This is a genomic window from Hymenobacter fodinae (assembly GCF_004745825.1).
Taxonomy (GTDB): domain Bacteria; phylum Bacteroidota; class Bacteroidia; order Cytophagales; family Hymenobacteraceae; genus Hymenobacter; species Hymenobacter fodinae.
The window spans coordinates 138,153-163,290 of record NZ_SRLA01000002.1; the positions used below are offsets into that span (position 1 = coordinate 138,153).

General features: G+C 58.7%; 24 protein-coding genes. 9 read left to right on the forward strand and 15 right to left on the reverse strand.

Going from position 1 to position 25,138, the window contains the following annotated elements; translation table 11 throughout:
* Window positions 1-37: 37 nt before the first annotated feature.
* Entirely contained in the window at window positions 38-991 is a 954-nt protein-coding gene (locus EU556_RS07765) for a 1-phosphofructokinase family hexose kinase (protein WP_135432914.1), read from the reverse strand.
* Between the two features lie 211 nt (window positions 992-1,202).
* Between EU556_RS07765 and EU556_RS07770 the strand changes: the two genes are divergently transcribed.
* The 3 genes from EU556_RS07770 (at window position 1,203) to EU556_RS26005 (ending at window position 2,593) form a co-directional block, all read left to right on the forward strand.
* Window positions 1,203-1,994 (forward strand): HipA family kinase, encoded by a 792-nt coding sequence (locus tag EU556_RS07770; RefSeq protein WP_135432916.1) that lies wholly within the window; start codon window positions 1,203-1,205, stop codon window positions 1,992-1,994.
* Window positions 1,972-2,358 (forward strand): DUF3037 domain-containing protein, encoded by a 387-nt coding sequence (locus EU556_RS07775; protein WP_135432918.1) that lies wholly within the window; start codon window positions 1,972-1,974, stop codon window positions 2,356-2,358. The genes EU556_RS07770 and EU556_RS07775 overlap by 23 nt, the downstream gene beginning before the upstream one ends.
* Window positions 2,359-2,452: 94 nt before the next feature.
* A complete protein-coding gene (locus EU556_RS26005) occupies window positions 2,453-2,593 on the forward strand; it encodes a hypothetical protein (protein ID WP_167855503.1) in 141 nt (46 codons plus the stop codon).
* 128 nt (window positions 2,594-2,721) lie between these two features.
* Here the strand turns inward: EU556_RS26005 and EU556_RS07780 are convergent, their stop codons facing one another.
* The 6 genes from EU556_RS07780 to EU556_RS07805 form a co-directional block, all read right to left on the reverse strand.
* Window positions 2,722-3,309 (reverse strand): hypothetical protein, encoded by a 588-nt coding sequence (locus tag EU556_RS07780; RefSeq protein WP_135432920.1) that lies wholly within the window; start codon window positions 3,307-3,309, stop codon window positions 2,722-2,724.
* 60 nt (window positions 3,310-3,369) lie between these two features.
* Window positions 3,370-4,485: an alpha/beta hydrolase gene (locus EU556_RS07785; protein ID WP_135432921.1), complete on the reverse strand. Its 1,116-nt coding sequence runs from the start codon at window positions 4,483-4,485 to the stop codon at window positions 3,370-3,372.
* Between the two features lie 198 nt (window positions 4,486-4,683).
* Window positions 4,684-6,924 carry a xanthine dehydrogenase family protein molybdopterin-binding subunit gene (locus tag EU556_RS07790; RefSeq protein WP_135432923.1) on the reverse strand — a complete coding sequence of 747 codons (2,241 nt, stop codon included), beginning with the start codon at window positions 6,922-6,924 and terminating at the stop codon, window positions 4,684-4,686.
* 34 nt (window positions 6,925-6,958) lie between these two features.
* On the reverse strand, window positions 6,959-9,175 hold the full coding sequence (locus EU556_RS07795) for a xanthine dehydrogenase family protein molybdopterin-binding subunit (protein ID WP_135432925.1): 2,217 nt from the start codon (window positions 9,173-9,175) through the stop codon (window positions 6,959-6,961).
* A gap of 209 nt (window positions 9,176-9,384) precedes the next feature.
* Window positions 9,385-10,368 carry an FAD binding domain-containing protein gene (locus EU556_RS07800; protein WP_135432927.1) on the reverse strand — a complete coding sequence of 328 codons (984 nt, stop codon included), beginning with the start codon at window positions 10,366-10,368 and terminating at the stop codon, window positions 9,385-9,387.
* Complete coding sequence (locus EU556_RS07805) at window positions 10,365-11,003, reverse strand: 2Fe-2S iron-sulfur cluster-binding protein (RefSeq protein WP_135432929.1); 639 nt, start codon at window positions 11,001-11,003, stop codon at window positions 10,365-10,367. Before EU556_RS07805 ends, EU556_RS07800 begins: the two co-directional genes overlap by 4 nt.
* 258 nt (window positions 11,004-11,261) lie before the next feature.
* Here EU556_RS07805 and EU556_RS07810 point away from each other — a divergent pair, with 258 nt between their 5' ends.
* The 4 genes from EU556_RS07810 (at window position 11,262) to EU556_RS07825 (ending at window position 13,803) form a co-directional block, all read left to right on the forward strand.
* Window positions 11,262-12,008 carry a DUF72 domain-containing protein gene (locus tag EU556_RS07810; protein WP_135432931.1) on the forward strand — a complete coding sequence of 249 codons (747 nt, stop codon included), beginning with the start codon at window positions 11,262-11,264 and terminating at the stop codon, window positions 12,006-12,008.
* Window positions 12,009-12,214: 206 nt separating this feature from the next.
* The gene (locus tag EU556_RS07815) at window positions 12,215-12,448 is read left to right on the forward strand and encodes a hypothetical protein (RefSeq protein WP_135432933.1); all 234 of its coding nucleotides are present in this window, start codon (window positions 12,215-12,217) and stop codon (window positions 12,446-12,448) included.
* Entirely contained in the window at window positions 12,441-12,938 is a 498-nt protein-coding gene (locus tag EU556_RS07820) for a DUF2243 domain-containing protein (protein ID WP_135432935.1), read from the forward strand. The genes EU556_RS07815 and EU556_RS07820 overlap by 8 nt, the downstream gene beginning before the upstream one ends.
* A gap of 142 nt (window positions 12,939-13,080) precedes the next feature.
* Window positions 13,081-13,803, forward strand: coding sequence for a DUF72 domain-containing protein (locus EU556_RS07825; protein WP_135432937.1), 723 nt, complete (start codon window positions 13,081-13,083; stop codon window positions 13,801-13,803).
* A gap of 85 nt (window positions 13,804-13,888) precedes the next feature.
* On the opposite strand, the gene EU556_RS07830 is transcribed toward EU556_RS07825, so the two are convergent.
* Window positions 13,889-14,290 (reverse strand): NUDIX hydrolase, encoded by a 402-nt coding sequence (locus EU556_RS07830; protein WP_135432939.1) that lies wholly within the window; start codon window positions 14,288-14,290, stop codon window positions 13,889-13,891.
* A gap of 138 nt (window positions 14,291-14,428) precedes the next feature.
* Here EU556_RS07830 and EU556_RS07835 point away from each other — a divergent pair, with 138 nt between their 5' ends.
* Window positions 14,429-14,953 carry a GreA/GreB family elongation factor gene (locus EU556_RS07835; RefSeq protein ID WP_135432941.1) on the forward strand — a complete coding sequence of 175 codons (525 nt, stop codon included), beginning with the start codon at window positions 14,429-14,431 and terminating at the stop codon, window positions 14,951-14,953.
* Window positions 14,954-15,306: 353 nt separating this feature from the next.
* Here the strand turns inward: EU556_RS07835 and EU556_RS07840 are convergent, their stop codons facing one another.
* Window positions 15,307-15,939 carry an NAD(P)-dependent oxidoreductase gene (locus EU556_RS07840; RefSeq protein WP_317128707.1) on the reverse strand — a complete coding sequence of 211 codons (633 nt, stop codon included), beginning with the start codon at window positions 15,937-15,939 and terminating at the stop codon, window positions 15,307-15,309.
* Window positions 15,940-16,381: 442 nt separating this feature from the next.
* Here EU556_RS07840 and EU556_RS07845 point away from each other — a divergent pair, with 442 nt between their 5' ends.
* Window positions 16,382-17,431, forward strand: coding sequence for a methyltransferase domain-containing protein (locus EU556_RS07845; protein WP_135434710.1), 1,050 nt, complete (start codon window positions 16,382-16,384; stop codon window positions 17,429-17,431).
* A 700-nt stretch (window positions 17,432-18,131) separates the two neighbouring features.
* Here the strand turns inward: EU556_RS07845 and EU556_RS07850 are convergent.
* From EU556_RS07850 to EU556_RS07875, 6 genes are all read right to left on the reverse strand, one after another.
* Entirely contained in the window at window positions 18,132-18,419 is a 288-nt protein-coding gene (locus EU556_RS07850) for a YMGG-like glycine zipper-containing protein (protein WP_135432943.1), read from the reverse strand.
* 186 nt (window positions 18,420-18,605) lie between these two features.
* Window positions 18,606-21,056 carry an alpha/beta hydrolase family protein gene (locus tag EU556_RS07855; RefSeq protein ID WP_135432945.1) on the reverse strand — a complete coding sequence of 817 codons (2,451 nt, stop codon included), beginning with the start codon at window positions 21,054-21,056 and terminating at the stop codon, window positions 18,606-18,608.
* Between the two features lie 187 nt (window positions 21,057-21,243).
* Window positions 21,244-21,954, reverse strand: a complete 711-nt coding sequence (locus EU556_RS07860; protein WP_135432947.1) for a pirin family protein — start codon at window positions 21,952-21,954, stop codon at window positions 21,244-21,246.
* A 3-nt stretch (window positions 21,955-21,957) separates the two neighbouring features.
* The gene (locus EU556_RS07865) at window positions 21,958-22,536 is read right to left on the reverse strand and encodes a nitroreductase family protein (protein ID WP_135432949.1); all 579 of its coding nucleotides are present in this window, start codon (window positions 22,534-22,536) and stop codon (window positions 21,958-21,960) included.
* 183 nt (window positions 22,537-22,719) lie between these two features.
* Entirely contained in the window at window positions 22,720-23,436 is a 717-nt protein-coding gene (locus EU556_RS07870; RefSeq protein ID WP_135432951.1) for a pirin family protein, read from the reverse strand.
* Between the two features lie 201 nt (window positions 23,437-23,637).
* Window positions 23,638-24,990, reverse strand: coding sequence for a serine hydrolase (locus EU556_RS07875; protein ID WP_135432953.1), 1,353 nt, complete (start codon window positions 24,988-24,990; stop codon window positions 23,638-23,640).
* Between the last annotated feature and the right edge of the window lie 148 nt (window positions 24,991-25,138).

Genomic DNA, 25,138 nt, shown 5'->3' on the forward strand with positions numbered 1-25,138 from the left:
GGCAGGAGCATCAAATCGGAAGCAGGAGAAGAACTGCTTAGGCGGCTGAAGGCAGCATGGTGTTCTGCAACAACCAAGAATACAGGCGGTCAACGTCGTCTTTGCGGAACAGCTCGGTACCGGGGTTCATAGTGGCAGCCGAGCCGCAGGCTATGCCCAGGCGTACCGTTTCGCGCACCGAAAGCCCCGTTGAAAGGCCATACACCAAGCCGGCCACCATACTGTCGCCGGCGCCTACGGTGCTACGTTTCTTCACGGCTGGGGCCGGCACGTGGTCTACCAAGTCGCGGGTGACCACGCAGGCGCCCTGCGGACCTAATGACGTCACTACAATCTCGCATTTGCCATCCCGCACCAATGCATGAGCGGTTTGGGCCACGGCTTCGTTGTCGAGCTCGTCAATGTTGGCCATGCGGCTCAGCTCGCCTACGTTGGGCTTGGCCAGGTACACGCCCTCCTCCAGGAGCCGATACAAGGCAGGCCCGGAGGTATCAACCACCACTTTCACGCCGCGAGCTTTGGCGGCCTGCACTATTTTCACCAGAAACTCGGGCTCGACGCCGGGCGGTACGCTCCCGCTGATGACCAGAAAATCGGGGTTGCCGGGCAGGCTTTTGAGGGCCGTGAGCACCTGCTGCTGCTCGGTTTCAGCCAGCTCCGTGCCGGGCATCCCAAAACGGTACTGGTGGCCCGTTGAGGCATCTACCACAATAAAATTCTCGCGGGTGCGGCCTACCGTCACCACGGGCTGCTGCAGAATATCTTCCTTGCTGAGCAGCTCCTGCAGCAACAGGCCCGCGGGACCACCCACCGGAAACACCGCCACCGACTCAGTGCCGAGCCGCTTCAGGGCCCGCGACACGTTGATGCCACCCCCACCCGGCTCAAACTTGGGCGGTGCACACCGCAGCTTATGGTCGGGAATGATTTGCCCGGTAGTGGTGCTCTTATCAACGGTAGGGTTCAGCGTAAGCGTGACGATGTACGGCATACAAGTAGGTGCAAGTGAAGGGCTAGGCCAGTGTTTGGTAGTAGGTTGTACTAGCAGGGGGCCACATGGTTACACAGAGTAGTACCGCTGCCTGGGCCGTTTTGCCGTAAGCTGCTGGGTGGCGGCCCACCTTAGCCATGAGCAAGGAGCCACCCGAAACTTCCAGAATTGTCCGTCCTTTGTGCGGCCTATCCTTACTTGTTCGTGCTGTATGCAGGCTGATGCCCTCTCTTTAAGAACCGTTGACGTCACGCGCTACGTCACCCCGCTGCGCGAAGGCGGCTCCTTGCCGGCCCTCGTGGAGGCCGACGACGGGTTTATGTACGTGGTGAAATTCCGGGGTGCCGGCCAAGGCGTGAAGGCCCTTATTGCCGAGCTGATAGTGGGCGAAATGGCCCGCGCGCTAGGCCTCCGGGTGCCAGAGCTGGTGTTCTGCCAGCTTGATGAAGCCTTTGGCCGCACCGAGCCCGACGAAGAAATCCAGGACCTGCTGCGCTTCAGCACCGGCCTCAACCTGGCCCTGCACTACCTCTCTGGCGCCAGCACCTTCGACCCTTTGGTAAATACCATTGAGCCCAGTCTAGCCTCTCTGATTGTGTGGCTCGACTGCCTCACGATGAACGTGGACCGCACGGCCCGCAATACCAACCTGCTCATGTGGCACAAGGAGCTGTGGCTGATTGACCATGGCGCGGCGCTATACGTGCACCACGCCGGCCCTGGCTGGGCCGAACCCAAGCCCCGCCCGTTTCCGCAGGTGAAAGACCACGTGTTGCTGTCCCAGGCCAAGGAGCTAGCCGCCGCCGATGCGCTAGGCCACTCCCGCCTGACGCCCGAGCGCATCCGGGCCATTCTGGCGCTGGTGCCCGCTGAGTGGCTGGCCGAGTCTGGAGTAGAAGCCGAAGCCCAACGGGAGAATTATGTGCGGTTCCTGACTACGCGTCTGGCCGCCTCCGAAACCTTTGTTCAGGAAGCCGAAAATGCCCGAAAAGCACTTGTATGAATACGCCGTGCTGCGCGTGGTACCACGCGTAGAGCGCGAGGAGTTTCTCAACGTCGGCGTCATCCTGTACTGCTCCGCCCAAGGCTTTCTGCAGGCCCGGTTTGAAGTACCCGAGGCCCGCCTGCGCGCCTTCGCCGGCGACCAACTAGACCTGGCCGAGCTAACGGAGCGGCTGCGCTCCTTCGAGCGCATTTGCCGCGGCCGTAAAGAAGGCGGACCCATTGGGCAACTGCCGCTGGCCTCGCGGTTCCGCTGGCTAACGGCCACGCGCAGTACTATTGTGCAAACCTCCCCCGTGCACCCCGGCATGTGCGAGAATGCCGAAGAAACGCTAACTCGTTTGCACGCCCAGTTAGTATTGTAATCAGGGGCTAGGTTGCTTGGCTGTTAAGGTATATTGCTTTCGGTGAATGCGTTGTGTATATTCAGATATACAACACGTTATACCGAAAACGGCCATGGAAACAAGACCAAGACGCTATGTTGGGTTGGGCCAACGCCTGAGTAATTTACCCTGGTGGGCCTACGGGATGGTTATTCCGCTGGTGTACCTGCTAGGCTGGGTGCTGCATTGGGTGGGCGTGATTCCGGGGAAGTGAGCCACTCCCGGCAGTACCAGATTTCCTGCCTACAAACAGCGCGGCCCTACCTAGGTAGGGCCGCGAAAGAAAGCTAGTTCGCTAGGCCACTATGGCTGCCATTGTGCAGCGGTAGTGGCCTAGGCGATTTAGGTAAGAGGAGCCGCCGAAACGGAAGGCGCTGGCGCAGGAGCCAACTGCTGGAGCAGGCTAAGCAGCATGTGATAAATTTCCTGAAGCTGAGCGGGCTCAACGATAGCCTGTTCCTTGGTTAGCGTCAGAAATAGCTCATCAACGTTATCGTGGTGCACGGGGGCCAGACTCAGGCGCAGCTCCTGGTATTTCTGCAGCGTTTCCCGGATGGCCGGGTCGGAGAGGAGGCCTTGCAGGGCGGCGGGGTCGTTGGTGGTGATGATGTAGGCCGGGTCCAGTTCGGGGTAGCCCAGCTGCACATCGGTAAGGCCTAGCAGCTTCCCAATTTCATGAATCCAGTCTTGCTCGTGCAGGGCGAACCGCAGCTCCACGCTGGCGGGCACTGGGGCCGTGAAAGTAGTCGTCTCGAAGCCGCCCTCGAAGCCGCCACCCAAGTCAATGTCAATATCCAGCCGGATGGTGTAGCCCTGTTGGTGCAAGTCGGCGGTGTATTCCAGCAGGTCAGGCTCCTGGGCCATGTCGGCGGCTACTTGCTGCCACAAGGCGGTTTCGGTGTCGGCGGAGAAAGAACGGATAGTATCCATGAGTAGAAGGGGGAATAGGGAAGGGGTTTCCTACCTACTTAGGAAGGTGCCCGTAGGTTACTACTCGAAGTCTAAGTGGGTATTGAAAAACGGTAACACCTGCTGATACACGCGGCCCGTGCGGCCCATAATGCGGCTGCCGTGGGTGCCCTCGTACTCCTGGGCCGTGTGCCGCAAGCCAAAACTATTGAGCCAGGAACTGAAAGTGTAGCAGGTGGGCGGGATATGGCGTACCTCATCCTGAGCACCCCAGTCGAAGGCCAGGGCCCGCAATTGGCGTAGCGCCGCAATGCGGTTGGGCAGCTGCGCGGTGGGGGTAGCTGCCACCCAACGCCCCAGCACGGCATCACGGCGGGCTACGCTGTCGGCACCCAAAGAGCCGGGCAGCTCGGCGCCGAATGGTTGGTTTTTGGGAGCCGCTGAGAAGGCGCGGGAGAGGGATACGGTGGCCTTGGCTACGTGGCTGCCCTGCACATCGGCAAGGCCTTTGGCTCGCAGCGCAATGGGTAGGCCAGGGCCCGGTAGGTAGCTGGGGTGCGCGCCCAGAAAGGCTGGGCTCAGGGCATAGGCGGCTGCCCAAGTTCCGGGAAACTGCATGGCCAGCCGAATGGTACCACCCCCACCCATGGAGTGCCCGGCTAGGCCACGGCTGCCTGGCCGGGCCAGCGTCCGGAAGTTCTTGTCGACAAACTCCACCAGTTCCCGCGCCGTGAAGTCGGCCCAGGGGCCGTTGGTGGCAGAGTTAACGTACCAGCTGCCCCCAAAGAGCGTTTGCTCATTAGGCACCACCAGGATGAAGGGCCGGATCTGACGGTCGGCAATGGCCTGGTCGAGCAGGGTTTTCATGCCATCCTGATTGAAAATCAGGCTGTCGTTCCAGGTAAAGCCGTGCAGGTAGTACACCACCGGATAGCGCCGCTGCGGGTGGGTTTCATAGTCAGCCGGCAAGTACACGCTCACCCGGCGGCGCGGGTTTTCGCCGCCCGGGTTACCGCGCAGCAACTTGGAGTCAAGCGTCTTGACGACCACTCGCCCGGCCGCAGGTGAAGAAGTTTGAGCCGTGAGTGGAAGCACAAGCAGCCAGTAGAGGGCAAGCAACAGCACCGTTTTGAGGGAAGGCGCGAGGTGGCGCGTGGGTAATTGAGCTAATATCCCTGAGATACGCGTAAGATTCATGAGTTATGTTTAATCAAGGCAAAAGCAAGCCATTTAGCACAGCAGTACTAGACTGATAACAGGTAGGAAAGTTGCAGCAGATACTGTCCGACGACCTGCTTACACAGCAAAATGGCTGCCGCTGACAGATTTCTATCAGCGGCAGCCACCGCAAGGTTGCCACAAGCAACTAGTGTAGTGAGGAGTGGCCTAGGCCACTTAGATAAGCTTATCGGGAGTGATAGGCAATTCCCGCACGCGCTTTCCGGTGGCATTGAATACGGCGTTGGCAATGGCCGGGGCTACCCCAATGATGGCAATTTCACCGATGCCTTTGGTACCGAGCGAATTCACATAGGGGTCGGGCTGATTCACGAAAGCCACTTGCACATCGGGCGCGTCGGCGTGGACGGGCACGTGGTACTCGGCCAGGTCTTTGGTCACGTAGCGGCCGAACCGGTCGTCGATGGTGGCGTGCTCAGTCAAGGCCATGCCAATACCACCCACGGCGCCGCCCTTCATCTGGTTGCCGGCGGTTTTCTCATTCACGATGGTGCCCGCATCGGCGCAGGAAACCAGCTTGCTCACGCGTACTTCACCTGTCAGCTGATGCACCCGCACCTCGGCAAAGTGCACCGAGAACGAGTACATGGAGTAGTTCTTCTGGTTGTCGCCCTCAGGCTTCGACTCCACGGTAACAAAGCCTCCATCGGTCTGCTTCAGCAGATCGGCGAAGTTGGCGCGGGCACCGGTGTTACCCTTCAGGGTCACGTAGCCATCCGCAAACACCACATCTTCCTTCTTAGCCGAAGCAAAGGCGTTGTTGCTGGTGGCGGCCATGGTACGCAACTTCTCTTTCAGGGCCAAGCAGGCCTCTTGAACCGCCGGCCCGACGGTGTTCACGATGGCCGAACCACCCTGGGTAGGAGCCTGGGCGAAATCAGAGTTGCCCCACTCAAACCTAATTTTATCCGGCGACAGGCCTAGAGTGTCGGCGGCAATCTGGGTCATGGCGGTGCCGGTGCCAGGGCCAATATCGGTTACGGCGCTTTGCAGCAGCACGGTCCCGTTTGGCAGCAACCGGATATTGGCTTTCGAGGAACCGCGGTGCGCCCCGAAGGTGCCCACGCCCATGCCGTAGCCCACCAGCCAGTCTCCGTCGCGGAGGCTGCCGGGCTTCAGCTGGCGCTTGTTCCAGCCCACGCGCTCGGAGCCCATTTGGTAGCATTCCTTCAAGAACTTGCTCGACCAGGGTTTGCCGTTTTCCGGGTCCTTGTCGGTGTAGTTGCGCAGCCGGAACTCCATGGGGTCTATGTTGAGCAGGTAGGCCATTTCATCCATAGCCGACTCCAGCGCAAAGGCTCCCGTGGCCTCGCCCGGGCCGCGCATCCAAATGGGTGTGCTCACGTCGAGGGCGGCAATGCGGTAACGGGTATTAACGTTCGGCGACTGGTACATCATGCGGGTCTGCTGCACCGTCGACTCCGTGAATTCCTCGTAGCTCGAAGTCTGCCCCACGGCTTCGTGGGTAATGGCCGTGATTTTTCCGTCGGGGGTGGCACTCATGCCCACTTTCTGCCAGGTATGGGGGCGGTAGCCCACCATCGTGGTCATTTGCTCGCGGGTGAGTACCAGCTTTACTGGCCGGTTCACCTTGTGGGCCGCAATGATGGCGGCCGACTCGTGGGGCCAGCTGTGCAAGGCATTACCGAAGGCACCGCCCACGAACGTAGCAATGACTTTCACGTTTTCTTCGGGCAAGTTCCACTCCTTGGCGAAGTCGCGCCGCGTAGCCAGGGTGCCCTGCGTCTTATCGTAGAGCGTCAGCCGGTCGGGGGCTTCCCAGTGCGCAATGATGGATTGCAGCTCCATCGGGTGGTGCACTTCCGTCGGGATAACGTACTCCGATTCCAGCTTCACTGCTCCCGTTTTGTAGGCATCAGCGGTGCCGCGCACGTAGTCGGCTACTCCTGATTTGGGGTTTTTCTTGGCTTGGGTAGGCACGAAGCCTTGCTCGATGCCCGCGCCCATGTCGGTTACGTGCTTGTCTTGCTCGTACTGGGCTTTTACTAAGCGGGCGGCGTAGCGGGCGCGCTCCAGCGTGTCGGCCACCACCACGGCAATGGGCTGGTCATTGAAGCGGACCAGGTCGTCGTGAAAAACCTTCAGCCGCCCGCCTACGGTCTGGGGTTGCGAGGGGTCTTTGCCGGTGGGAGTGAAGCCGGGGACTTTGGGGGAGTTGAAGTGGGTGATAACGGCCAACACGCCGGGGGCGCGCTCGGCGGCGCGGGCATCAATACTCTTGATTCGGCCCTTTGCAATGGAGCTGCCCACGAGCACGGCATAGCTCATGTTGGGCAGGTTGTACTCGGCGGAGTAGAGGGCGGCGCCCATAACCTTGAGCCGGCCATCCACCCGGTTCATGGGCTTGCCGATGTTATTCTTGGGAGTAGTATCCATAAAAAACGAAGTGCGAAATAAGTGACCGACTGGCCTAGACCAGCTTATCGGGGGTGATGGGAAGCTCCCGCACGCGCGTGCCGGTAGCGTGGTACACGGCATTGGCCACGGCAGCCGCGAAGCCTACTAGGCCAATCTCGCCGAGGCCCTTGGCGCCCGTGGGGCTGATGATGGGGTCGGGTTTATCAATGAACTGCACGTCAATTTCCGGCATGTCGGCGTTGACGGGCACATGATACTCAGCCAGGTCGTGGTTGATGAAGTTGCCGTAGCGGTGGTCGATGACGGCCTGCTCCATCAGGGCCTGCCCAATGCCCCACACTACCGCGCCTAGCACCTGGCTGCGGGCCGTGGTATGGTTGAGCACTCGCCCCGCATCCACCACCGACACCACGCGGCGCACACGCACCTCGCCGGTAAGGGCATGCACGTGTACCTCCACGAAGTTGGCGCAAAACGACTTGCCCGAGTGCTCCTTCAGCTCCGGCCCGCCCTTCGACTGCCGCGTAACTTCCAGCATGGGCAGGTTCTGTTGCTTGAGAATGTCCACGTACGAAAGCCGCTTGCTGCTGTCCTGCGCCAGCTGTAGCTCCCCATTTAGCGCCACCAAATCGGTGGGTGGCACCTGGCTGAACGCGGAGCCGATTTGATTGCGCGCCAGGTTCTGGAGCTGTTCGCGCAGCGCCACGCACACATCGTGCACCACCGAGCCCACCGACGTAGCCGTGTGCGAACCAGCCTGAATGGGTGCCGGCGGCAGGGCCGAGTCGCCGAGTTCAAACCGGATCTTCTCGGGCGCTACACCGCTGGCATCGGCGGCAATCTGGGTCATGATGGTGCCCGTGCCGGGGCCGGTATCGGCGGTGGCGCTCTGGATGAGCAGGGTGCCATCGGCCATCAGGCGGGCCTTAGCCGTCGCCTCCTGCCGCTCTGATTTGTAGATGCCCGAGCTCATGCCCTGGCCTACCAGCCAGTCGCCCTGCCGCGTGGAGCGGGGTGCGGGGTTGCGCTTGCTCCACCCGAAGCTAGCGGCGCCACGCTCATAGCACTCACGCAGGTGTTTGCTGGCCCAGGGCTTGTCGTTCTCGGGGTCGGTTTCGGCGTAGTTGCGCAGGCGTAGGGCCACGGGGTCCATCTTGAGCGCGTAGGCCAGTTCGTCCATCGCCGACTCCAGGGCAAAGGAGCCGCTCGATTCGCCGGGGCCGCGCGTCCAGCAGGGCGTGCTCACGTCCAGGGGCACCACCTTATACACCGTATTCATGTTGGGCGTGCGGTACGCCGACTTAGTGGGGTGCACAATACGCTCAGCAAACTGCTCATACTGCGAGCTGTTGCCAAACGCTTCGTGGGTGACGCCCACCAGGGCCCCATCCGCCGAAGCCCCCAAACCCATCTTCTGCATCGACCTAGGCCTGTATCCCACCAAGTTAAACTCCTGCTCGCGGCGCAGCATCAGCTTCACTGGGTGGCCTACATGCTTGGCCCCGAGAATAGCGGCCGTTTCCTGAGGCCAGATGCGCGAGGAACCCCCAAAAGCTCCACCCACAAAAGGCGAGTGCACCAGCACGTTTTCCTCGGGCAGCTGAAACATGCGCATCAGGTCCTGCTGGGCCAGTTTGGGCGCCTGCGTTTTGTTGTAGACCGTCAGCTTATTGCCCTCCCAGAGCGCAATGGCGGCGTGCATTTCCAAGGGATTGTGCACCTGAATGGGCGTGCCGTATTCCTGCTCCAGGTGCGTGGGAGCGGTGCGGTAGGCGTAGGCCTGTCCGCGAGAGTAGTCCTTCTCTTTCTTCGGCTCAGTTCCCTTCGAGAGGTTAGCCGCCAGGTCGGTTTGGTGGGGTTGCTGCTCGTAGGCCACTCGTACCAAGGAAGCGGCATAGCGGGCCTGCTCCAGCGTCTCGGCAATGGCCAGGGCCACGGGCTGGTTGTAGAAGTGAATCTGGTCGTCGTAGAAAATCTTGATTTCCTGGCCTTCTACCCGCGGGTTATTGCTGGCCTTAGCATCAGAATAGCCGGGTACCTTGGGTGAGTTTCGGTACGTGACCACGGCCAATACGCCCGGTGCTTTCTCCGCTGCGGCTGTATCTAATTGCTTGATGCGGCCCCGCGCCACCGTACTTGTCACTAGCACCCCATGCTTCACGCCCGCTACCGGGTGCTCGGCCGCGTACCGGGCCGCGCCGGTTACTTTCAGCCGGCCGTCCACGCGGTGCATCGGGTCGCCGACTACTCCTTTAGGTTGCTTGGGCATGGGAAGGGTGATGGAGGGGTTAGGATATCTAAAGCTAGAGTCTAGTTCCCCTCCTCAGATGAGGAGGGGTTAGGGGTGGTTGACCGGCCTATAACGATGTCTAGAGCTAAGACTAGGTGCTAGTGGATGTTCAACAATTGGTCAACCACCCCTAACCCCTCCTCATCTGAGGAGGGGAACTAGCTTCTTAGCTCTAAGCTTTATAGCTTCTAGGCCACTGCGGTGGCGTTTTTCAGGGCTTGTACGATGGAGTTGGGGCCCAGCTTTAGCTTGTAGGCGTTGTGCTTGAAGGCCTTGGCGTCGCGCATGGCAATGGCGGCGGCTTGGCGGAACGTCTCTTCCGTGGCGGGTTTGCCGACCAGGAATTTCTCGGCCTCGTTGAGGCGCCAGGGCTTGTGGGCTACGCCGCCCATGGCCAGGCGGGCGTCCTTGATGGTGCCGTTGTCGAGGTGTAAGGCCGCGGCTACTGACAGCAGGGCGAAGGCATAGGAAGCTCGCTCGCGCACTTTTAGGTAGTGCACATTTTTGGTGAAAGGCCCGTCGGGAATGTCAACGGCCGTTATCAGTTCGCCCTGCTCCAGGTTGGTGTCCTTCTGGGGCGTGTCGCCGGGGAGGCGGTGGAAGTCGGCGAACGGAATGCGCCGGTCGCCGCGGGGGCCGCTAACCAGCACGGTGGCATCGAGGGCAGCCAGGGCCACGCTCATGTCGGAGGGGTGCACGGCAATGCATTTATCCGAAAAGCCGAAGATAGCGTGCATGCGGTTGATGCCTTCGAGGGCACCACAGCCCGAGCCCGGCTCGCGCTTATTGCAAGGCATGGCCGTGTCGTAGAAGTAGTAGCAACGGGTGCGCTGGAGCATATTGCCGCCTACCGTGGCCATGTTCCGGAGCTGAGCCGAAGCTCCGGCTACCAGGGCTTGGGCCAGCAGGGGCTGCTTTTCCAGCACCAGCTTGTCTTCGGCTACGGCTTTGTTGGAGGCCAGCGCGCCAATGCGGAGGCCGCCATTTTCCTTCTCAATCTTGTTGAGGGGCAGCTTGTTGATGTCGACCAGCTTTTGCGGGTTCATCACGCCCCGCTTCATCAGGTCTACCAAGTTGGTGCCGCCGGCAATGAACTGAGCCGAGGTGTCCTTGGCTAGCGCATCAATAGCCGCTTTCTGCTTGGTGGGGCGAACGTATTGGAACTGGTTCATACTTTCTGACCGCCGTTTTTCACGTCCTGAATGGCCGCTACAATGTTGGAATAAGCGCCGCAGCGGCAAATGTTGCCGCTCATGTACTCCTTAATCTCCCCCTCGGAGCCCGCATGGCCCTCCCGGATGCATGCCACCGCCGACATAATCTGGCCGGGCGTGCAGTAGCCGCACTGGAAGCCGTCGTGCTTCACGAAAGCCTCCTGCATGGGGTGCAGCTTGTCGCCGTTAGCCAGGCCTTCGATGGTAGTAACCTTCTTGCCGTCTTCCATCACGGCTAGGCGCAGGCAGGAGTTCACCCGCTCGCCATCTACGTGCACCGTGCAGGCGCCGCATTGGCCGTAGTCGCAGCCTTTTTTGGTGCCGGTGAGGTGGAGCTGCTCGCGCAGCAAATCCAGCAGCGTGGTGCGGGGCTCCACGGAGAGCTTATGCTTCACGCCGTTTACTTCCAGCTTCAGGGGTACTTTCTCGAAAGCAGCGGCTACTTTCTCATCCCACGCGGCCTCGGCTGCATGCACCACAGGGCCGGGGGTGAGAGCAACGGCAGTAAGAAGAGTAGATTTTTTTAGAAAATCCCGACGGTTACCGTCGTGGCCAGCGTTTTCCGGAGGTGTTCCAGGTTTCTCGTCTGCCATAATACAAAGGATGATAGCTGGGCTCAGCAAGCCCGCCAATGAGTTGTCGTAATAATTGCCGCAGATGCTACAGCGGACTGGAAAAGAAACGCGTCAATCCGCACCGTTACCGTTTAGACACAGATTTTGGTTTACGTAACAGCAAGGGTGAAGTTGGGAAACGCGGCGAGAAAAGGTAGAGCGAAAGTGGCCTAGCCCGAAACCCGCAGCCGCTAGGCCAGGGGCTGCGTAAGAACCCGACTTATCAATGCTTCTGCCATGCCCGCTATCCACATCGGCTGCTCCGGATTTCATTACCGCGACTGGAAAGGCGTGTTTTATCCGCCAGAGTTGCCTCCGCGCAAATGGTTTGGCTACTACTGCACTCAGTTTAATACGCTGGAGCTGAACGTTACCTTCTATAAGATGCCCGAGCTGAAGGCCTTAGAGAACTGGTATGACCAGAGCCCCGAAGGCTTCCAATTTGCCGTGAAGGCCCCGCGCATCGTTACGCACTACAAGAAGTTCAACGCCGAGGCCGAGCCCGTGCTGGCTGATTTTTACAGTACCGTGCGCGAAGGCCTGCGCGAAAAGCTTGGGCCGGTACTGTTTCAGCTGCCGCCTAAAGCCGCGTACACCGCAGAATTGATGGAGCGCCTCCTCGCCAACCTCGACCCAGAGTTTACCAATGTGGTAGAGTTCCGGCACCCCAGCTGGTGGGAAGGGGAGGTGTACCGGGAGCTCGCGCGCCACCACATCAGCTTCGTGGGCCAGAGCCACCCCATGCCCCTGCCCGATGAAGTAGTGACCAATACTGATGTGGTCTATTACCGTTTCCATGGCGTGCCGGAGCTGTACAAGTCGTCGTACAGCGAGCAGTTCTTGCAGCGCATTGCCGACGAAATACATGCCGCACCGAGCGTGAAACAGGCCTACATCTACTTCAACAATGGCATCGGTGGGGCCGGCGTGCTCAACGCCTACGAACTGCGGAAGCTGCTGGGAGACACTACTGGAGTGGCCTAGACGAGCTTGGGTGCAAGCTCAGCATTACCAACCCCAGCAAGTAACAGGTCGTAGGTCAGAGGTATATGAACGGTCTTAGAGTATTGTCATGTCGAGCTTGTCGAGACATCTCGCTCGAATCGTTGGAGTGGCCTGGCACCGTCAGCACGCGAGATGTCTCGACCAGCTCGACATGACGTTCAAATAGATTGCTCTTACACTTTGATATGAAAGCACTAACCGCTGGGTTGTTGACTGCCCTCTTTCTGCTCATCGGCCCCGTCGCCTTGGCGTGCCGGGTGTGCCGGCCCAAGGTGCAGGCGGCTATTCACACGCCTGAGTACACCGTTAATCTGCTTACGCTGTTGCTACCGGTTGGGGCGTTGCTGCTATTAGCGGCGGTCGTGTTCTATGCACCCATCATTAAAACGCGCCTTACATCTTCTCCCGCTCATGGCTGAACAAGTACACCGCGGCCCGCTTATTTCAGCGGGCTTATTAATTGGCGCCGGTTTGGGCGGTTTTGTAGATGGCATTGTGCTCCATCAAATTCTGCAGTGGCACAACATGCTCTCAGCCAAGATGCCGCCCGATAACCTAGTAGCCGCCAAGGTAAATATGTACTGGGACGGGATGTTTCACGCGGCCGTGTGGGTGATGACCGCCATCGGGCTGACGGTGCTCTGGCGCGTAGGTCACCGCCGAGATGTGCCGTGGTCGGGCCGCACGTTTTTCGGAGCCCTACTGCTGGGCTGGGGCCTGTTCAATGTCATCGAGGGCATCATCGACCACGAGTTGCTAGGCCTGCACCACGTGTACGAGTACACTGATAATAAACTGCCCTGGGACTTGGCCTTCCTGGCGCTCGGCGTCCTGCAGCTCGTGGTGGGCTGGGCTTTCATCCGAGCCGGCCGCAACGATACTGCTGTGCGTGGCGAGGTTAACTCCTAGGCCAGTCGTTCTAGTAGGTGCCTTACCCCCCGGGCCCTTGTCCTCGGGGGAAGGGGGAGCCTGACGTATGTAGGGGTTGAAACAGACCCGTCTTGCACATATCCTTACTTCACTCATCCTCTCATTCACCACTTCACCGTTCATGTGGCATATTGGCTGTTCGGGCTTTCACTACAAACACTGGAAGGGCGTTTTCTACCCGGAAAAGCTGCCCCAGCGCCGCTGGTTTGAGTTTTACAGCCAGCACTTTCAGACCCTGGAGCTGAACGTGACCTTCTACCGCTTCCCGCAGCTCTCGTTTCTGGAGCCGTGGTACCAAAACAGCATCCCGGAGTTTCGCTTTGCGGTGAAAGCACCCCGGCTGATTACGCACTACAAGCAGTTCCACGACACTGCGCAACTGCTCGCCGACTTCTACGGCACGGTGCAGGAAGGCTTGCGCGAGAAGCTTGGTCCGGTGCTGTTTCAGCTGCCGCCGCGCATGACCTTCTCTGAGGAGCGCCTTCTGCGCATTGTGGAAAGCTTGGACCCGGCCTACCAAAACGTGTTGGAGTTCAGGCACCCCAGCTGGTGGGAGGGGCAGGTGTTTCTGGAACTGTCGCGCCGCCGGATTGCCTTTGCCGGCCAGAGCCACCCGCACCTGCCCGATGAGGTAGTGGCTAACACCGACTTTCTGTACTATCGTTTTCACGGTACCCCGGAGCTGTATAAGTCGCCGTACAGCGAGGAGTTTCTGCGGCGCATTGCCTCCGAAGTGCAGGCCGCTCCACAGGTAAAACAGGCCTACGTGTACTTCAACAACGATATCGATGCCTCCGCCATCGGCAACGCCAAGCAGATGCAGGCGTTGGTAGGCCAGGGCTAGGACTGTCATTTCGAGTGAAAGGAGGAATATGGGTAAGTGGCCTAGCGGATACTTCAAATTCCTTCTTATGGTCGAAACAACACTGCTAATCAGCTAGCAGCCCTTGCTCTTTCAGCCAGTCGAAGATCAGCTGATCGACGGCCGATACTTCGGGCCGGTTTCGATAGGTGAGCCAGACGACTTCCTCAATCTCGGCGGCGGGTTGCAGGTGGCCTACGTAGTGGGCACGGTAACAGGTCATGCGCACTAGTACATCGGGCGCGTGGCCATGCGCAGGAGCTTCGAAAGTGCCGGCGTAGGTTAGGCTGGTAGGCTCAAGGTCAACGGTTAGCTCTTCCTTGATTTCGCGCAGCAAGGTTTGCGTGTCAGTTTCGCCTGGTTCTCGCTTACCGCCGGGGATGTAGTACCGGTCTTTGCCGCGGCTGCGAGTGCTGAGGAGCTTGCCGTCTTCCAGGTGCAGCCAGGCAATTTTGTCGATTAGTTTCATGGCACGGAGAAGCAGGGGAAGTAGTGGCCTAGGCCAGTCAGAACAAGAGTGATACTAGTTAAAGGGCAACCGAACTCCCACGGAAAGCTACTGCCAGAGTTTCTTAACTCTGCACTCAAAGCTGCGTTATAACACAGTATGAGCCGCGCATTTACCAAAGAAGACGATTCTCTCGAAGCCCCCATAATTCCGCCGCGGCCGGCCCTACCGCCCGGCTCACCCAACTACGTGACGCCAACTGGCCTAGGGCAGCTCCGGGCCGAGCTGGTGACCTTGGAAGCGGAGCGCACTGCAGCCGAAGCCAACCGCGAAAACGAAGCCGACCGTACCCGGCAGCTCACCCTACTCAACGGCCGCCTTACCGCCCTCAACGCCCGCATTGCCAGCGCCAAAGTAGTAGACTCACGCACTCAACCGGCCAAGGAAGTACGCTTTGGGGCCACGGTTACCCTCGTGACCAAGAGCGGCGGCAAGCCCGGTATGGAGCGACGGTTTACCATCGTAGGCGTTGATGAAGCGTCCGTAGCAGAAGGCAAAGTTGCTTTCGTAGCGCCCATTGCCCGCGCCGTGCAGGGTGCCAAGCTGGGCAAAACGGTTACGCTGCGCCTCGGCCCAAAAGAGGAAGTAGTGGAGGTAGCAGGTATTAGCTACGATGTGGCCTAGCGGGCATTACCAGCAAGCCTTTACAACCATAGAAGGTCATGCTGAGCGGAGCCGAAGCATCTCTACCGCTTCGTTGCTGTGCTAGGCCAATTGATTAGCCAGCGGTAGAGATGCTTCGGCTTCGCTCAGCATGACATCCTTCCAAAAAAGAAAGCCTATACGACCTTACTCAAACGTGAGAAGATCCTTCGTCATGATGATGTGCTGAGGAAATCTGCAGCGCTTAACTGCCCGTCATGTCGAGCTGGTCGAGACATCTGGCGTGCTGACGGAACCAGGCCACTCCAACGATTCGAGCGAGATGTCTCGACCAGCTCGACATGACGTTCTTGGGTTTCTCTGGTGGTTAGTGCTCAATAGCCGCGGCTTAGCTCTACTTGGTTTTCTAGCGGCCGCTGCTGTTGCAGATTCTGCAGGTTGCGCAGCAGAATCCGCACTTTGCCTTCGTCCTCTTCCGGCTGACCGCCGCCGCTGTGTTGGGTGAGCAGCACGTTGGACATGGCCCACAGTGGGCTGTCGGTGGGAAGGGGCTCCTGGGCCGTTACGTCGAGTACGGCGGCGCCGAGGCGGCCGGCTTGTAGCGCGGCTATCAGGGCGGGTTCGTCGGTGGTGTTGCCGCGGCCCACGCTGGCGTAAATGCTGGTGGGCGTCATGGCTTCGATGAGCTCCGCGGAGAAAAAGCCCTCGGCGCTGCCGGGCAGACAGTTCACCACAATATCCGTTTCGGGTAGTGCCGCTTGCAGTTCCTCTTTGGAGTGCAACTGAGCCTTGGGGTCGGTGCGGGCGAGAAACTGAATGTTGCTGGTAAAGCCCGAGAGTTGCTGGGCCACGGCCTGCCCGATGGCGCCGCTACCTAGAATAATTACCCGCTTGTTGCGCAGGAGGCCCGTTTGCTGCCGGACGGGGGCACCTACCCATTTCTTTTCCGTTTGCCACACGGCCAGCTGCGGAATGCACCGGTATATGGCCAGCAGCCCTGCCAGCATAGTTTTCGGCGCAGGGCCAGGCAAAGAAGTCACCCACGTTAGCCACCGGACAAGTCACCTGCACCGCGCGGTACCGCTCAATGCCCGCCGAATCTATCTGCCAGAACTGTAGGCCACTCGGGGGCACGACAAACCACTCAACGGGTGGGTTGCCGAGTAGCACTTCGGCCTGTTGAAAGCTGGCTTGCTGCTGCTCCGGCGCTACATCTTGGCGGAATGTGACAACCACATCGGAGGGAAGTTGTTGAAGCAACAAGGCACGAGCCGAGTCGGAAAGGGTAGGGTAGACAAACAGACGCATATGTCCCATACTACCGTAACCGGGCCGATGGTTGCACGGGCCACCCCAGCAAATCCTAACCTAAGAATACGCGGGTAGCGGTTAATCCGAACTAACTCGTTGGTACGTACCTTGTCTCAGCAACCTCCGCCCCTCAACTCCATGGAAGAACAAATTCAACAGCAAGTCCAAGACTACTACGGCCAGCAACTGCGCACCAGCCAAGACCTGAAAACCAACGCGTGCTGCACCGATGATATTCCGGCCGAGCACAAGCTGATTCTGGCGCAGCTAGAGTCGGAGGTGCTGGAGAAATACTACGGATGCGGGGTGTGCGTGCCCCCGGCGGTAGAAGGCTGTACCGTGCTCGATTTGGGCAGCGGCAGTGGCCGCGACGCCTACCTGCTTTCCAAACTGGTGGGAGAGCAGGGCCACGTCATCGGCGTTGACATGACCGAGGAGCAGCTGGATGTGGCCCGCCGCCACGTGCAGGCCCACACTGAGAAGTTTGGCTACCGCCAGCCTAACGTGGAGTTTCGCCACGGCTATATCGAAGACCTGCACACCGCAGACCTCGCCGACAATAGCGTGGACGTGGTAGTAAGCAACTGCGTGCTCAACCTCAGCACCGATAAAGAAGCCACCTATCGTGAGATTTTCCGGGTGCTGAAGCCCGGCGGCGAGCTGCACATCTCCGACGTATTCGCCGACCGCCGCGTGCCGGAAGCCCTGCGCCAAGACCCCGTACTGTATGGCGAGTGCCTCAGCGGCGCGCTCTACATTGATGACTTCCGCCGCCTGCTCCTGAACCTGGGTATCCGCGACTACCGCCTCACCGCCCAGCGCCGCCTCAGCATCGGCAACCCTGAAATCGAGGCTAAAGTCGGCAACATTAAGTTTTACTCGCTCACGGTCCGGGCCTTCAAGCTCGACCTCGAAGACAAGTGTGAGGACTACGGCCAAGTAGCCATCTACCAAGGCACCGTACCCGGCCAGCCCCACGCTTTTGAGCTCGACGACCATCACCGCTTTGAAACCGGCCGCCCCATGCTAGTATGCGGCAACACCGCCGACATGGTCAGCCTTACACGTTATGGTGCCCACTTCAAAGTTCTCGGCAACAAAGACCAGCACTTTGGCCTGTTCCCCTGCGGCCCCGCGCCGGCTTCGGATAGCACTGGCTCTGCCGATGCCGTTTCCTGTGGCTGCTAAGCCACTAAAGCGGTTTCATTCTGAGGAAAATCTAGACCGTTGATTCGAACTGGTTGTGACATATCGTGCACTAATGTTGAGTTAACATAGTTCTTAAAATTACAAGCCAAATAAAGTATCGAAAATTGAAGATTGTATTTATCTATTATGTCTAGACATTATATAAACACTTTGCATAGGTGCATCATCTTGTTCTAGAGTTCTGTAATTCGTACACATATCACTGTTATTTACAATGATTAATGAATCAGCGTTTATTTTTTCTACATAGAATTTAGTTCTATTTAGACAAAGTGTGTCTTTGCTGTAATGCCATTTATATTCCTCTATAACATCGCGGTTGAAAGAGCTTAACAAGACATATTTGTTTTTTCTGTTTCTGATATATATCTCATATTTATCATTTTTAAATATCCATTTCTCTATTATTTTCATTCCATGAACATCCTTGTTGCAACGTTTGTACACCAGAACATTCCAATGGCTGTTACCTTTATTTAACAATAGATTGTCCTTGTTTTGAGAACATGTAAATAGTGAAAGTGTTAGTATCGATAAACAAATATTAATAAATCTCATATTAGTGCCTTTTAATTCTTTTGGAAGATGTTCACGTCATGGTAGCTTACAGAATATGTAGTTAATAACAAAAAAGCCGCTGACAACAGTCAGCGGCATTTTGTTGTGGTCGATACTCAGCTTACTTTTTGTACGACTGGTAACGAGCGGGGTCTTTCTTTTTGTCTTTGTTGCGGCCTACTACGCCACCAGCGGCGGCACCTACTAGGCCACCTACTACGGCGCCTTTACCACCACCTACTACGGCGCCCGTTACGGCACCTGCACCGCCACCGATGGCGGCCCCTTTCGCTTTTTTACTCCAGCCTTTCTTAGGAGTAGTCTGGGCATCGGCGGTTTGCGGAGCGGCAGTAGCACCTAACAGTAAAACGGCCGAAAACATGGCGATATATCCTTTGAACGTCTTCATAACGTGAGAGTTTTTGAGAGGGAGAAAAGGTACTTTAGCCTTAAAACGAAGGTGCTAGTGTCCAGGTTGCGGTTAGTGCCCGAAACCGTAGACAGGCTACTGGTTAGGCAGTTGTAGGCCACTGGGCCAAACAAAAGCCCCCGAACCGGAGAGGTTCGGGGGCTTTGCAAAAGCAGCAGATCAGGTTTATTTCATTGGGGCGGCGCTGGCCTCGGGCGTGGCGGCCGGGGGAGTGGGGCTCTTCACGTATTTATCAAGCCAGGTGTTCATCTCCCACAGCATGTGCATGATGGACTCCCGCGCCGCGTAGCTGTGCGATTCGGCTGGCAACACTACGTACCGCACAGTGGCACCATGACCCTTCAGGGCATTGTAAAACCGCTCGCTCTGAATGGGGAACGTACCGGAGTTGTTGTCAGCCTCGCCGTGAATCAGCAGAATCGGGGTCTTGATTTTGTTGGCGAAGTTGAACGGCGACATCTGGTTGTATACCTCGGGCGCTTCCCAGTACGTGCGCTCCTCACCCTGAAAGCCGAAGGGCGTGAGGGTGCGGTTGTAGGCACCGCTACGGGCAATGCCCGCCTTAAACAGATTGGTGTGCGCGAGTAGGTTGGCGGTCATAAACGCGCCGTAGCTGTGGCCCATTACGGCTACACGCTTGGTGTCCACCACGCCCAGGCGGGCTCCCTCGTCAATAGCAGCTTTGGCCGAGGCCGTCAGCTGCTCCACGTAGGTATCGTTGGGCTCCTTAGTGCCTTCTCCTACAATTGGAATACTGGTGCCCTGCAACACGGCGTAGCCCTGCGTCACCCAGAACACGGGCGAGCCCCAGCTTAGGCGGGTAAAGGTGTAGGGCGAGCCTTTCACCTGGCCGGCGTCTTTCTTGTTTTTAAACTCCACGGGGTAGGCCTCCATCAGCGTAGGCAGGGGGCCGTCTTCCTTCTTGTAGTTGGGGGGCAGGTAAAGGTTAGCCGTGAGTTCCACGCCATCGGCGCGCTTGTACTTCAGCACCTGCTTCTGCAGGTTACCCAAGCTGGCGTAGGGGTTACCAAATTTCGTGAGGGGCGTCACTTTGGTGCTGCGCGCGTCGCGCAGTACATAGTTGGGCGCCTCCTGAACCGACTCGCGACGGGTCACAAACTGGCGCTTGTTGGGGTCCAGGATGGCTACAGGCACCTCGTAGTAGGGGGCTTCGGAGCGCCACCAGCGCTGGCTCTTCTTGGTGCGTACGTTTAGCTCATCCACAAATGGGCGGTCGCCCTCGGCAGAAGCACCGTTTCCGAGCAGATACACCGTTTCGCTAGTGGCATCGGTAGCCAATACGTAGCGGCCCAGCGCATTGCGCTGCATATATGGGGTGCCAGGGTCGGCGTAGGTATCCTGGGTTGAGCGGTCGAAGAGTGGGGTGAGCGAGGTCTTGGTAGCCAGGTCCAGCGTCCACATTGTCTCGTGGCGGTCCGACCAGCGGCTACCTTCTACCAGGGCTAGCTTATCGGTGCCCCAGTGAATGTCCTGGAAGCGCAAGGGCAGGGCGGCCAGCTCTTGGGGCTGCCCATCGAAGGGCGCCGGCAGGGCGTAGATTCGGTCGCGCACGGGCGCCGCCGTTTTTGGGTCGCCACCGTCCTGGGCTTCCACCCAGAACACGGTGTTAGGAGCATCTTCGCGCCAGCCGTGGCGGCGCTGCCCAGTGGGTACGGCGTCAAAGCTGGTGGGCACGTTATCCGCTAGGGGCAGCTCCGCTAGCTCTTTCACTACCAGCCCTTCCAAGTTCAAGATTTCTACCCGCATGGGGAAGCTGCTCACTGGCAGGGTGTAGGAGTAGGGCCGGTGGCGCTTCTTTACCAGAATGAAGCGGCCGTTGGGCGAGGGCGAGGCCTGCTGCACAATGCCGGGCTGGCCTAGCGGTGCCATCCGGCCATCGAGACCTACCTTCACTACCTGGGCTAGGCCATAGTAGTCGAACAGGCGCTCATCTACGGGGGTGCGCAGCAAGTCTTGGTACGTCCGGGCTCCGGCAGCTTTGCCTGAGTTTTCCTGAATTACGGGGCCGGCGGGAGTAGCTGTGGTGCTCGGGGCCTCGCCGCGGCCACCTACTACCGCGCGGGCAATAATGGTTTTGCTATCGGAAGTCCACTCGTAGCTTGAGCCGAAGATGCCGTTCAGAAACAGGTTGGGCACCAAACGGGCCGAGGCCGTAGCAACATCCACCAGCCACAGCTCAATGTGGTTGTCGGTGGTGTGGGTAAAAGCAATCTTGGTGTTGTCTGGCGACCACTGCACTTCGCTGATGCGCGCTTTGGCCGGAAGGCCTTGCACCAGGAGCTCTTTGCCATCGGGCAGCTTGCGCAGGCGCAAGTTGGTGGAGTAGCTCACGCGGCTGCTGCCATTGGTGCGCGGATTAATGCGCAAGCCCGCCAGCCGTAGCTCCGGCTGCGACACATCGGCAATGGCAGGCATGGCCTGTACGTCCTGCAGCAGCATCCACTGGCCATTCGAGGCAAAGCTTACCCGCGGAATGGGAGCGGCGTCTACCAGGTTGGCAATGGCGCGGGGAGGCATTTGGTAAGGCAGTTCCTGGGCCTGGGCCACGCCAGCAAGAGCACCGCTTAAAGCCACTGTGAGGAGAAGTATTTTCATAGAGTCAATTCGGGAAGCAAGCGAGAATCCTACACAAAGGACGGAACATTGCCCCAAATTTTCTACTAATACTTACAACCTATCAGCTAGTTGCACCCCAAGCGGCTGGTTTGTGGCATACGGGCTGAATACAAAAAAGCCTTTCCGGTAAGGGAAAGGCTTTCTACTGAGTTATTTCCGCAACCCACTAGTGGTTGATGGGGGCTTCAATTACGATGAACTGGCTTTCGGCTTCGCACTGAATGGCAAGGTGACCAGTTTCCCACAGCCCGATGCTTTCGCGTCGGTTTACGGCTTGGCCATTTACCGTCAACTGGCCTTCCATCACAAAGATGAACACGCACTTATTGAGCGCGTTCAGGGTGTACTCCAGGCTCTGGCCGGCATCATAGTGGCCTAGGGAAAGCTTCGCGTTCTGGTTGATCCAGCAGTGTGCGGTGCCTTCCTCATTGCTCACCACGGTGGTAAGCTGGTTGCGGCGCTTCTCGCGCGGGAAGTGGCGGCGCTGGTAGCGGGGCGTTACGTTCTGCAGCTTGGGCTCAATCCAAATCTGCAGGAAGTTTACCTCGTCCTCGCCCACGTTGTGCTCTTCGTGGCGTAGGCCACTACCGGCGCTCATAATCTGCACCCAATCCTGGTGCACCACTTCCTTATAGCCGAGGGAGTCGATGTGGTTCATGCTGCCGGCCAGCATGATGCTGATGATTTCCATGTTGGCGTGGGCGTGCAGGCCAAACCCGTTGCCCGGCTTCACGAAATCATCGTTGAATACGCGCAGCAGCCCGAAGCCTGCGCGCTCGGGGTTGGCGTAGGGGCCGAAGCTCAACGAGAAATTGCTTTGCAGCCAGCCAATGTCTTTGAGGCCGCGGTCGGCGGCGGAAGTGATGCGGAAGGGCATAGCTTAAGCGGGCAGTTGGTGGTGGAAGGCAATATCGGCGTGGTGCTTGCGGGCACGCGGCGCTTTCTCGCGGCTAAGGAAAGGCTCGGCCAACTGCTCGGCCTCGCCAATGTAACCCAGCGCAATAATTACCACGGGCTGCAAACCTTCGGGCAGGTTAAACGCCTCCCGCGCTTTGGCCTGATCGAAGCCGCCCATGAAGTGGCCGTACAGGCCTAGTGCCGTGGCTTCGGTGATAAGGTTGGCGTTGGCCATACCTACGTCGTGCAGGGCGGCTCCGTTGGGGGTACCGTTGTCGTAGTGAGTTTTGGCCAATGACAGGATGAGCACGGGAGCATTTTTAGCCCAGGGCTGGTTGCCGGGCAGCAGGCAGTCGACCAGTTTCTGGAAAGTTTCCTCGTCGGAGCGGTGGGCGTAGATGTAGCGCCAAGGCTGCTCATTCATGGCGCTGGCAGCCCAAGAGGCAGCCTCGAATAGTTGATTTAGGGCTTCCTGCTCAACGGGCTTGTTGGCAAAGGAGCGGGGGCTCCAGCGCTTGCGGATGTTCTCCTGTACGGGATACGAAGTGGTGGCGTCTTTCATGGGATGAAGAACATTCCAGCGCCCTGGCCTAGCCGGCCAGAGCGGGAATGAAGCAAGTAAAGTCAGTGAAAAGTAGCGGGTGCATGAACAGCGGTATCATCACCCGAAAGCCGGCCTAAATGTTTCGGCGCGATTCATCGGCGCCAACTGTCCTAGCCCAAACAACAAACCGCGGACCGCTGGTTAGCGCAGGTCCATGGGTACTTCCATCAGCAGCAGGCGGGTGTTGGAGTCGCCTTTTACCGAGAAGGAAGCTGTATCCCACACTCCGAAACCGTCGCGGCGGTGCAGGGACTGGCCGGCCACGGTAGCGTCGCCTTCCAGCACGAACACATACACGCCGTTGCCGGGCTTCTTCACCTGGTATTCGGCTCCAAAGCCCGCGTCGAAGTCGGCCAGGTGGAACCAGGCATCCTGGTGAATCCACACGCCCGCGTCGTCGGGGTTAGGGGAGAGCACCTGCTGGAACTTGTTGCGGCGGTCAGCGGCCTCGAAGGTCTGCTGGTCGTAGCGAGGCTGCACGTTGCGCTTGTTTGGGAACACCCAGATCTGCAGGAACTTCACCTCCTCGGTCTGGCTGTGGTTTTTCTCGCTGTGAGCAATGCCCGTACCGGCGCTCATCACCTGCACGTCGCCGTGGCGGATGATGCCGTGGTTGCCGGCGTTATCCTTGTGCTCCAGCGTGCCCGACAGCGGAATGCTGATGATTTCCATATTGTCGTGGGGGTGGGTGCCGAAGCCCATGCCACCGGCCACGATGTCATCGTTCAGCACCCGCAGCACGCCAAAGTGCACCCGTTGCGGGTTGTTGTAGCCGGCAAAGCTGAAGGTGTGGTAAGAATTAAGCCAACCGTGATTGGCGTGTCCGCGCGAGTTGGCGGTATGAAGGAGGGTTTGCATGGCGAGTTGAAAAGTGGCCTAGGCCAGTATCAATGAGTCAAAGATACGAATAATATATGTACATACATAGGTTAGATGTCAAAAGTTCGCTCTTCTCTTATATATGCTTTCCATAACGGTCAATATCTGATAGGGAGAGGAAGGAGCAAAGCGTACGAAAAAGCCCTTGGTTTAAACTAATGGGGCTTTTAGTTGAACTTGTTACTGTGCAGCTACTACCAGTCGTTTCGTGCTCAGGATGCGGCCGGCTTGGTCGAGCCATTGGACTACATATGCACCCGAAGCTAGGCCAGTCAGCGGTAAGGCATTCGGGGTACCGCCAGCAGCCGGCTGTTTCCATCGTTCGCGGCCCAGCATATCCAGCACGCGCAACTGAGAACCCGCGGGGGCAGTAGCTGGTAGTAACACTTGCGCAACACCCGCGGCCGGGTTGGGGTAAACTTGCCAGGCGCTCGGGGGTACGACAGGCCTAGCAGCTAGTGGTCGGCAGTTTACTACGGCCATGAGGTAGCGCCACAGGTCGGTGTCGAAGGAGGAAACGGCCAGCGTGGGGTTGCCGGCATCTTTGCCCTGCCGCACCACTACCAGCCTCAGGTTGGGTACCACGTAAATCTTCTGGTCGTTTTTGCCGAGGGCCGCAATCAGGTCGGCGGGGGCGGTGGGGATGATGGGCCCCTGGAAGGTGGTTTGCTGCGGGCCCGGCAGCTTATGGGAGGGCTGCCCATTGAGCCACCACAAATAGCCGTAGCTGCGGTTGAGGCTCTGGGAAGGCGTGGTCATCTGGCGGAAGTAGCTGGTATCGGTCAGGATGGGGGTGCCGTTCCACTGCCCACGGGCCAGCACGAACAGCCCAAACCGGGCCATGTCGCGGGCCCGGCTGTAGTACACATCGTTCACCCACAGTCCGCTCATGCCCAAACGGCTGGTGAGCTTTTGGGTAGAAAATTGATTCAGGGTGAGGCCACTGGCGCGCGCCACTACATCTTGTAGCAAACGGTAAGGGCCAGTATGGTAGGCCCAGCGCGTGCCGGCATCGGCGCGGTAGGTGAGGCAGGCGGCCGCCGTGCTTTCGTTGTCGCAGGGTGGGGGCGGGGTGTCGGTGAGGCCAGTAGTCATGGTGAGCTGGTGGCGCACCGTAATCAGCCGCTCCTTGGCCAAGGGCGCCGAGGTCCAGCCGCGGCCCAGGGTGCGGGAGGTACTATCGGAGAGCCGAAGCAGGCCATCTTGCTGGGCTAGGCCTATCAGGACTGCCGTCAGTGACTTGCCCGCTGAGGCCCAGTACCAGATTGAGTCGGCGGTATAGGTGCCGTAGTAGCGCTCTACCACCAGGCGGCCATCTTTCAGCACTAGAAAGCTTTTGGTATTACGCCGCCCCAGGAAGCTCAGCAGCGAATCGAGCTGAGGCTGGCACCAGCCCAGGCTCTGGGGCGAAGTGGTAGCCCAGGTGCCGTCCGCCGGGCTAGGCGGAAAGTATAGCGCCGTTTGCGCCCGGCTGGGGGCGGCCACCAGCACCAGCAGCAAGGCTAGGAAAAAGGAGAGTAGCGGTTTGTGCATATAGCGAAGTTTAGGCCTTGACGAGTGAGGCTCAACTAGGTTTAAATAACATTGAATATATACTATGTTTTAGCGGCCACCAGCGGCGTCTTTTCTGGTAAGCTTCTGCTATGCCTGCATGCCTAGCTGACCTTCAAAGAGTAGCTTT

Bases quoted from the DNA above. Each gene is read 5' to 3' on its own strand.
- EU556_RS07765 (WP_135432914.1), bottom strand. From the start codon at position 991: ATGCCGTACATCGTCACGCTTACGCTGAACCCTACCGTTGATAAGAGC.
- EU556_RS07770 (WP_135432916.1), top strand. From the start codon at position 1,203: ATGCAGGCTGATGCCCTCTCTTTAAGAACCGTTGACGTCACGCGCTAC.
- EU556_RS07775 (WP_135432918.1), top strand. From the start codon at position 1,972: ATGCCCGAAAAGCACTTGTATGAATACGCCGTGCTGCGCGTGGTACCA.
- EU556_RS26005 (WP_167855503.1), top strand. From the start codon at position 2,453: ATGGAAACAAGACCAAGACGCTATGTTGGGTTGGGCCAACGCCTGAGT.
- EU556_RS07780 (WP_135432920.1), bottom strand. From the start codon at position 3,309: ATGGATACTATCCGTTCTTTCTCCGCCGACACCGAAACCGCCTTGTGG.
- EU556_RS07785 (WP_135432921.1), bottom strand. From the start codon at position 4,485: ATGAATCTTACGCGTATCTCAGGGATATTAGCTCAATTACCCACGCGC.
- EU556_RS07790 (WP_135432923.1), bottom strand. From the start codon at position 6,924: ATGGATACTACTCCCAAGAATAACATCGGCAAGCCCATGAACCGGGTG.
- EU556_RS07795 (WP_135432925.1), bottom strand. From the start codon at position 9,175: ATGCCCAAGCAACCTAAAGGAGTAGTCGGCGACCCGATGCACCGCGTG.
- EU556_RS07800 (WP_135432927.1), bottom strand. From the start codon at position 10,368: ATGAACCAGTTCCAATACGTTCGCCCCACCAAGCAGAAAGCGGCTATT.
- EU556_RS07805 (WP_135432929.1), bottom strand. From the start codon at position 11,003: ATGGCAGACGAGAAACCTGGAACACCTCCGGAAAACGCTGGCCACGAC.
- EU556_RS07810 (WP_135432931.1), top strand. From the start codon at position 11,262: ATGCCCGCTATCCACATCGGCTGCTCCGGATTTCATTACCGCGACTGG.
- EU556_RS07815 (WP_135432933.1), top strand. From the start codon at position 12,215: ATGAAAGCACTAACCGCTGGGTTGTTGACTGCCCTCTTTCTGCTCATC.
- EU556_RS07820 (WP_135432935.1), top strand. From the start codon at position 12,441: ATGGCTGAACAAGTACACCGCGGCCCGCTTATTTCAGCGGGCTTATTA.
- EU556_RS07825 (WP_135432937.1), top strand. From the start codon at position 13,081: ATGTGGCATATTGGCTGTTCGGGCTTTCACTACAAACACTGGAAGGGC.
- EU556_RS07830 (WP_135432939.1), bottom strand. From the start codon at position 14,290: ATGAAACTAATCGACAAAATTGCCTGGCTGCACCTGGAAGACGGCAAG.
- EU556_RS07835 (WP_135432941.1), top strand. From the start codon at position 14,429: ATGAGCCGCGCATTTACCAAAGAAGACGATTCTCTCGAAGCCCCCATA.
- EU556_RS07840 (WP_317128707.1), bottom strand. From the start codon at position 15,939: ATGCTGGCAGGGCTGCTGGCCATATACCGGTGCATTCCGCAGCTGGCC.
- EU556_RS07845 (WP_135434710.1), top strand. From the start codon at position 16,382: ATGGAAGAACAAATTCAACAGCAAGTCCAAGACTACTACGGCCAGCAA.
- EU556_RS07850 (WP_135432943.1), bottom strand. From the start codon at position 18,419: ATGAAGACGTTCAAAGGATATATCGCCATGTTTTCGGCCGTTTTACTG.
- EU556_RS07855 (WP_135432945.1), bottom strand. From the start codon at position 21,056: ATGAAAATACTTCTCCTCACAGTGGCTTTAAGCGGTGCTCTTGCTGGC.
- EU556_RS07860 (WP_135432947.1), bottom strand. From the start codon at position 21,954: ATGCCCTTCCGCATCACTTCCGCCGCCGACCGCGGCCTCAAAGACATT.
- EU556_RS07865 (WP_135432949.1), bottom strand. From the start codon at position 22,536: ATGAAAGACGCCACCACTTCGTATCCCGTACAGGAGAACATCCGCAAG.
- EU556_RS07870 (WP_135432951.1), bottom strand. From the start codon at position 23,436: ATGCAAACCCTCCTTCATACCGCCAACTCGCGCGGACACGCCAATCAC.
- EU556_RS07875 (WP_135432953.1), bottom strand. From the start codon at position 24,990: ATGCACAAACCGCTACTCTCCTTTTTCCTAGCCTTGCTGCTGGTGCTG.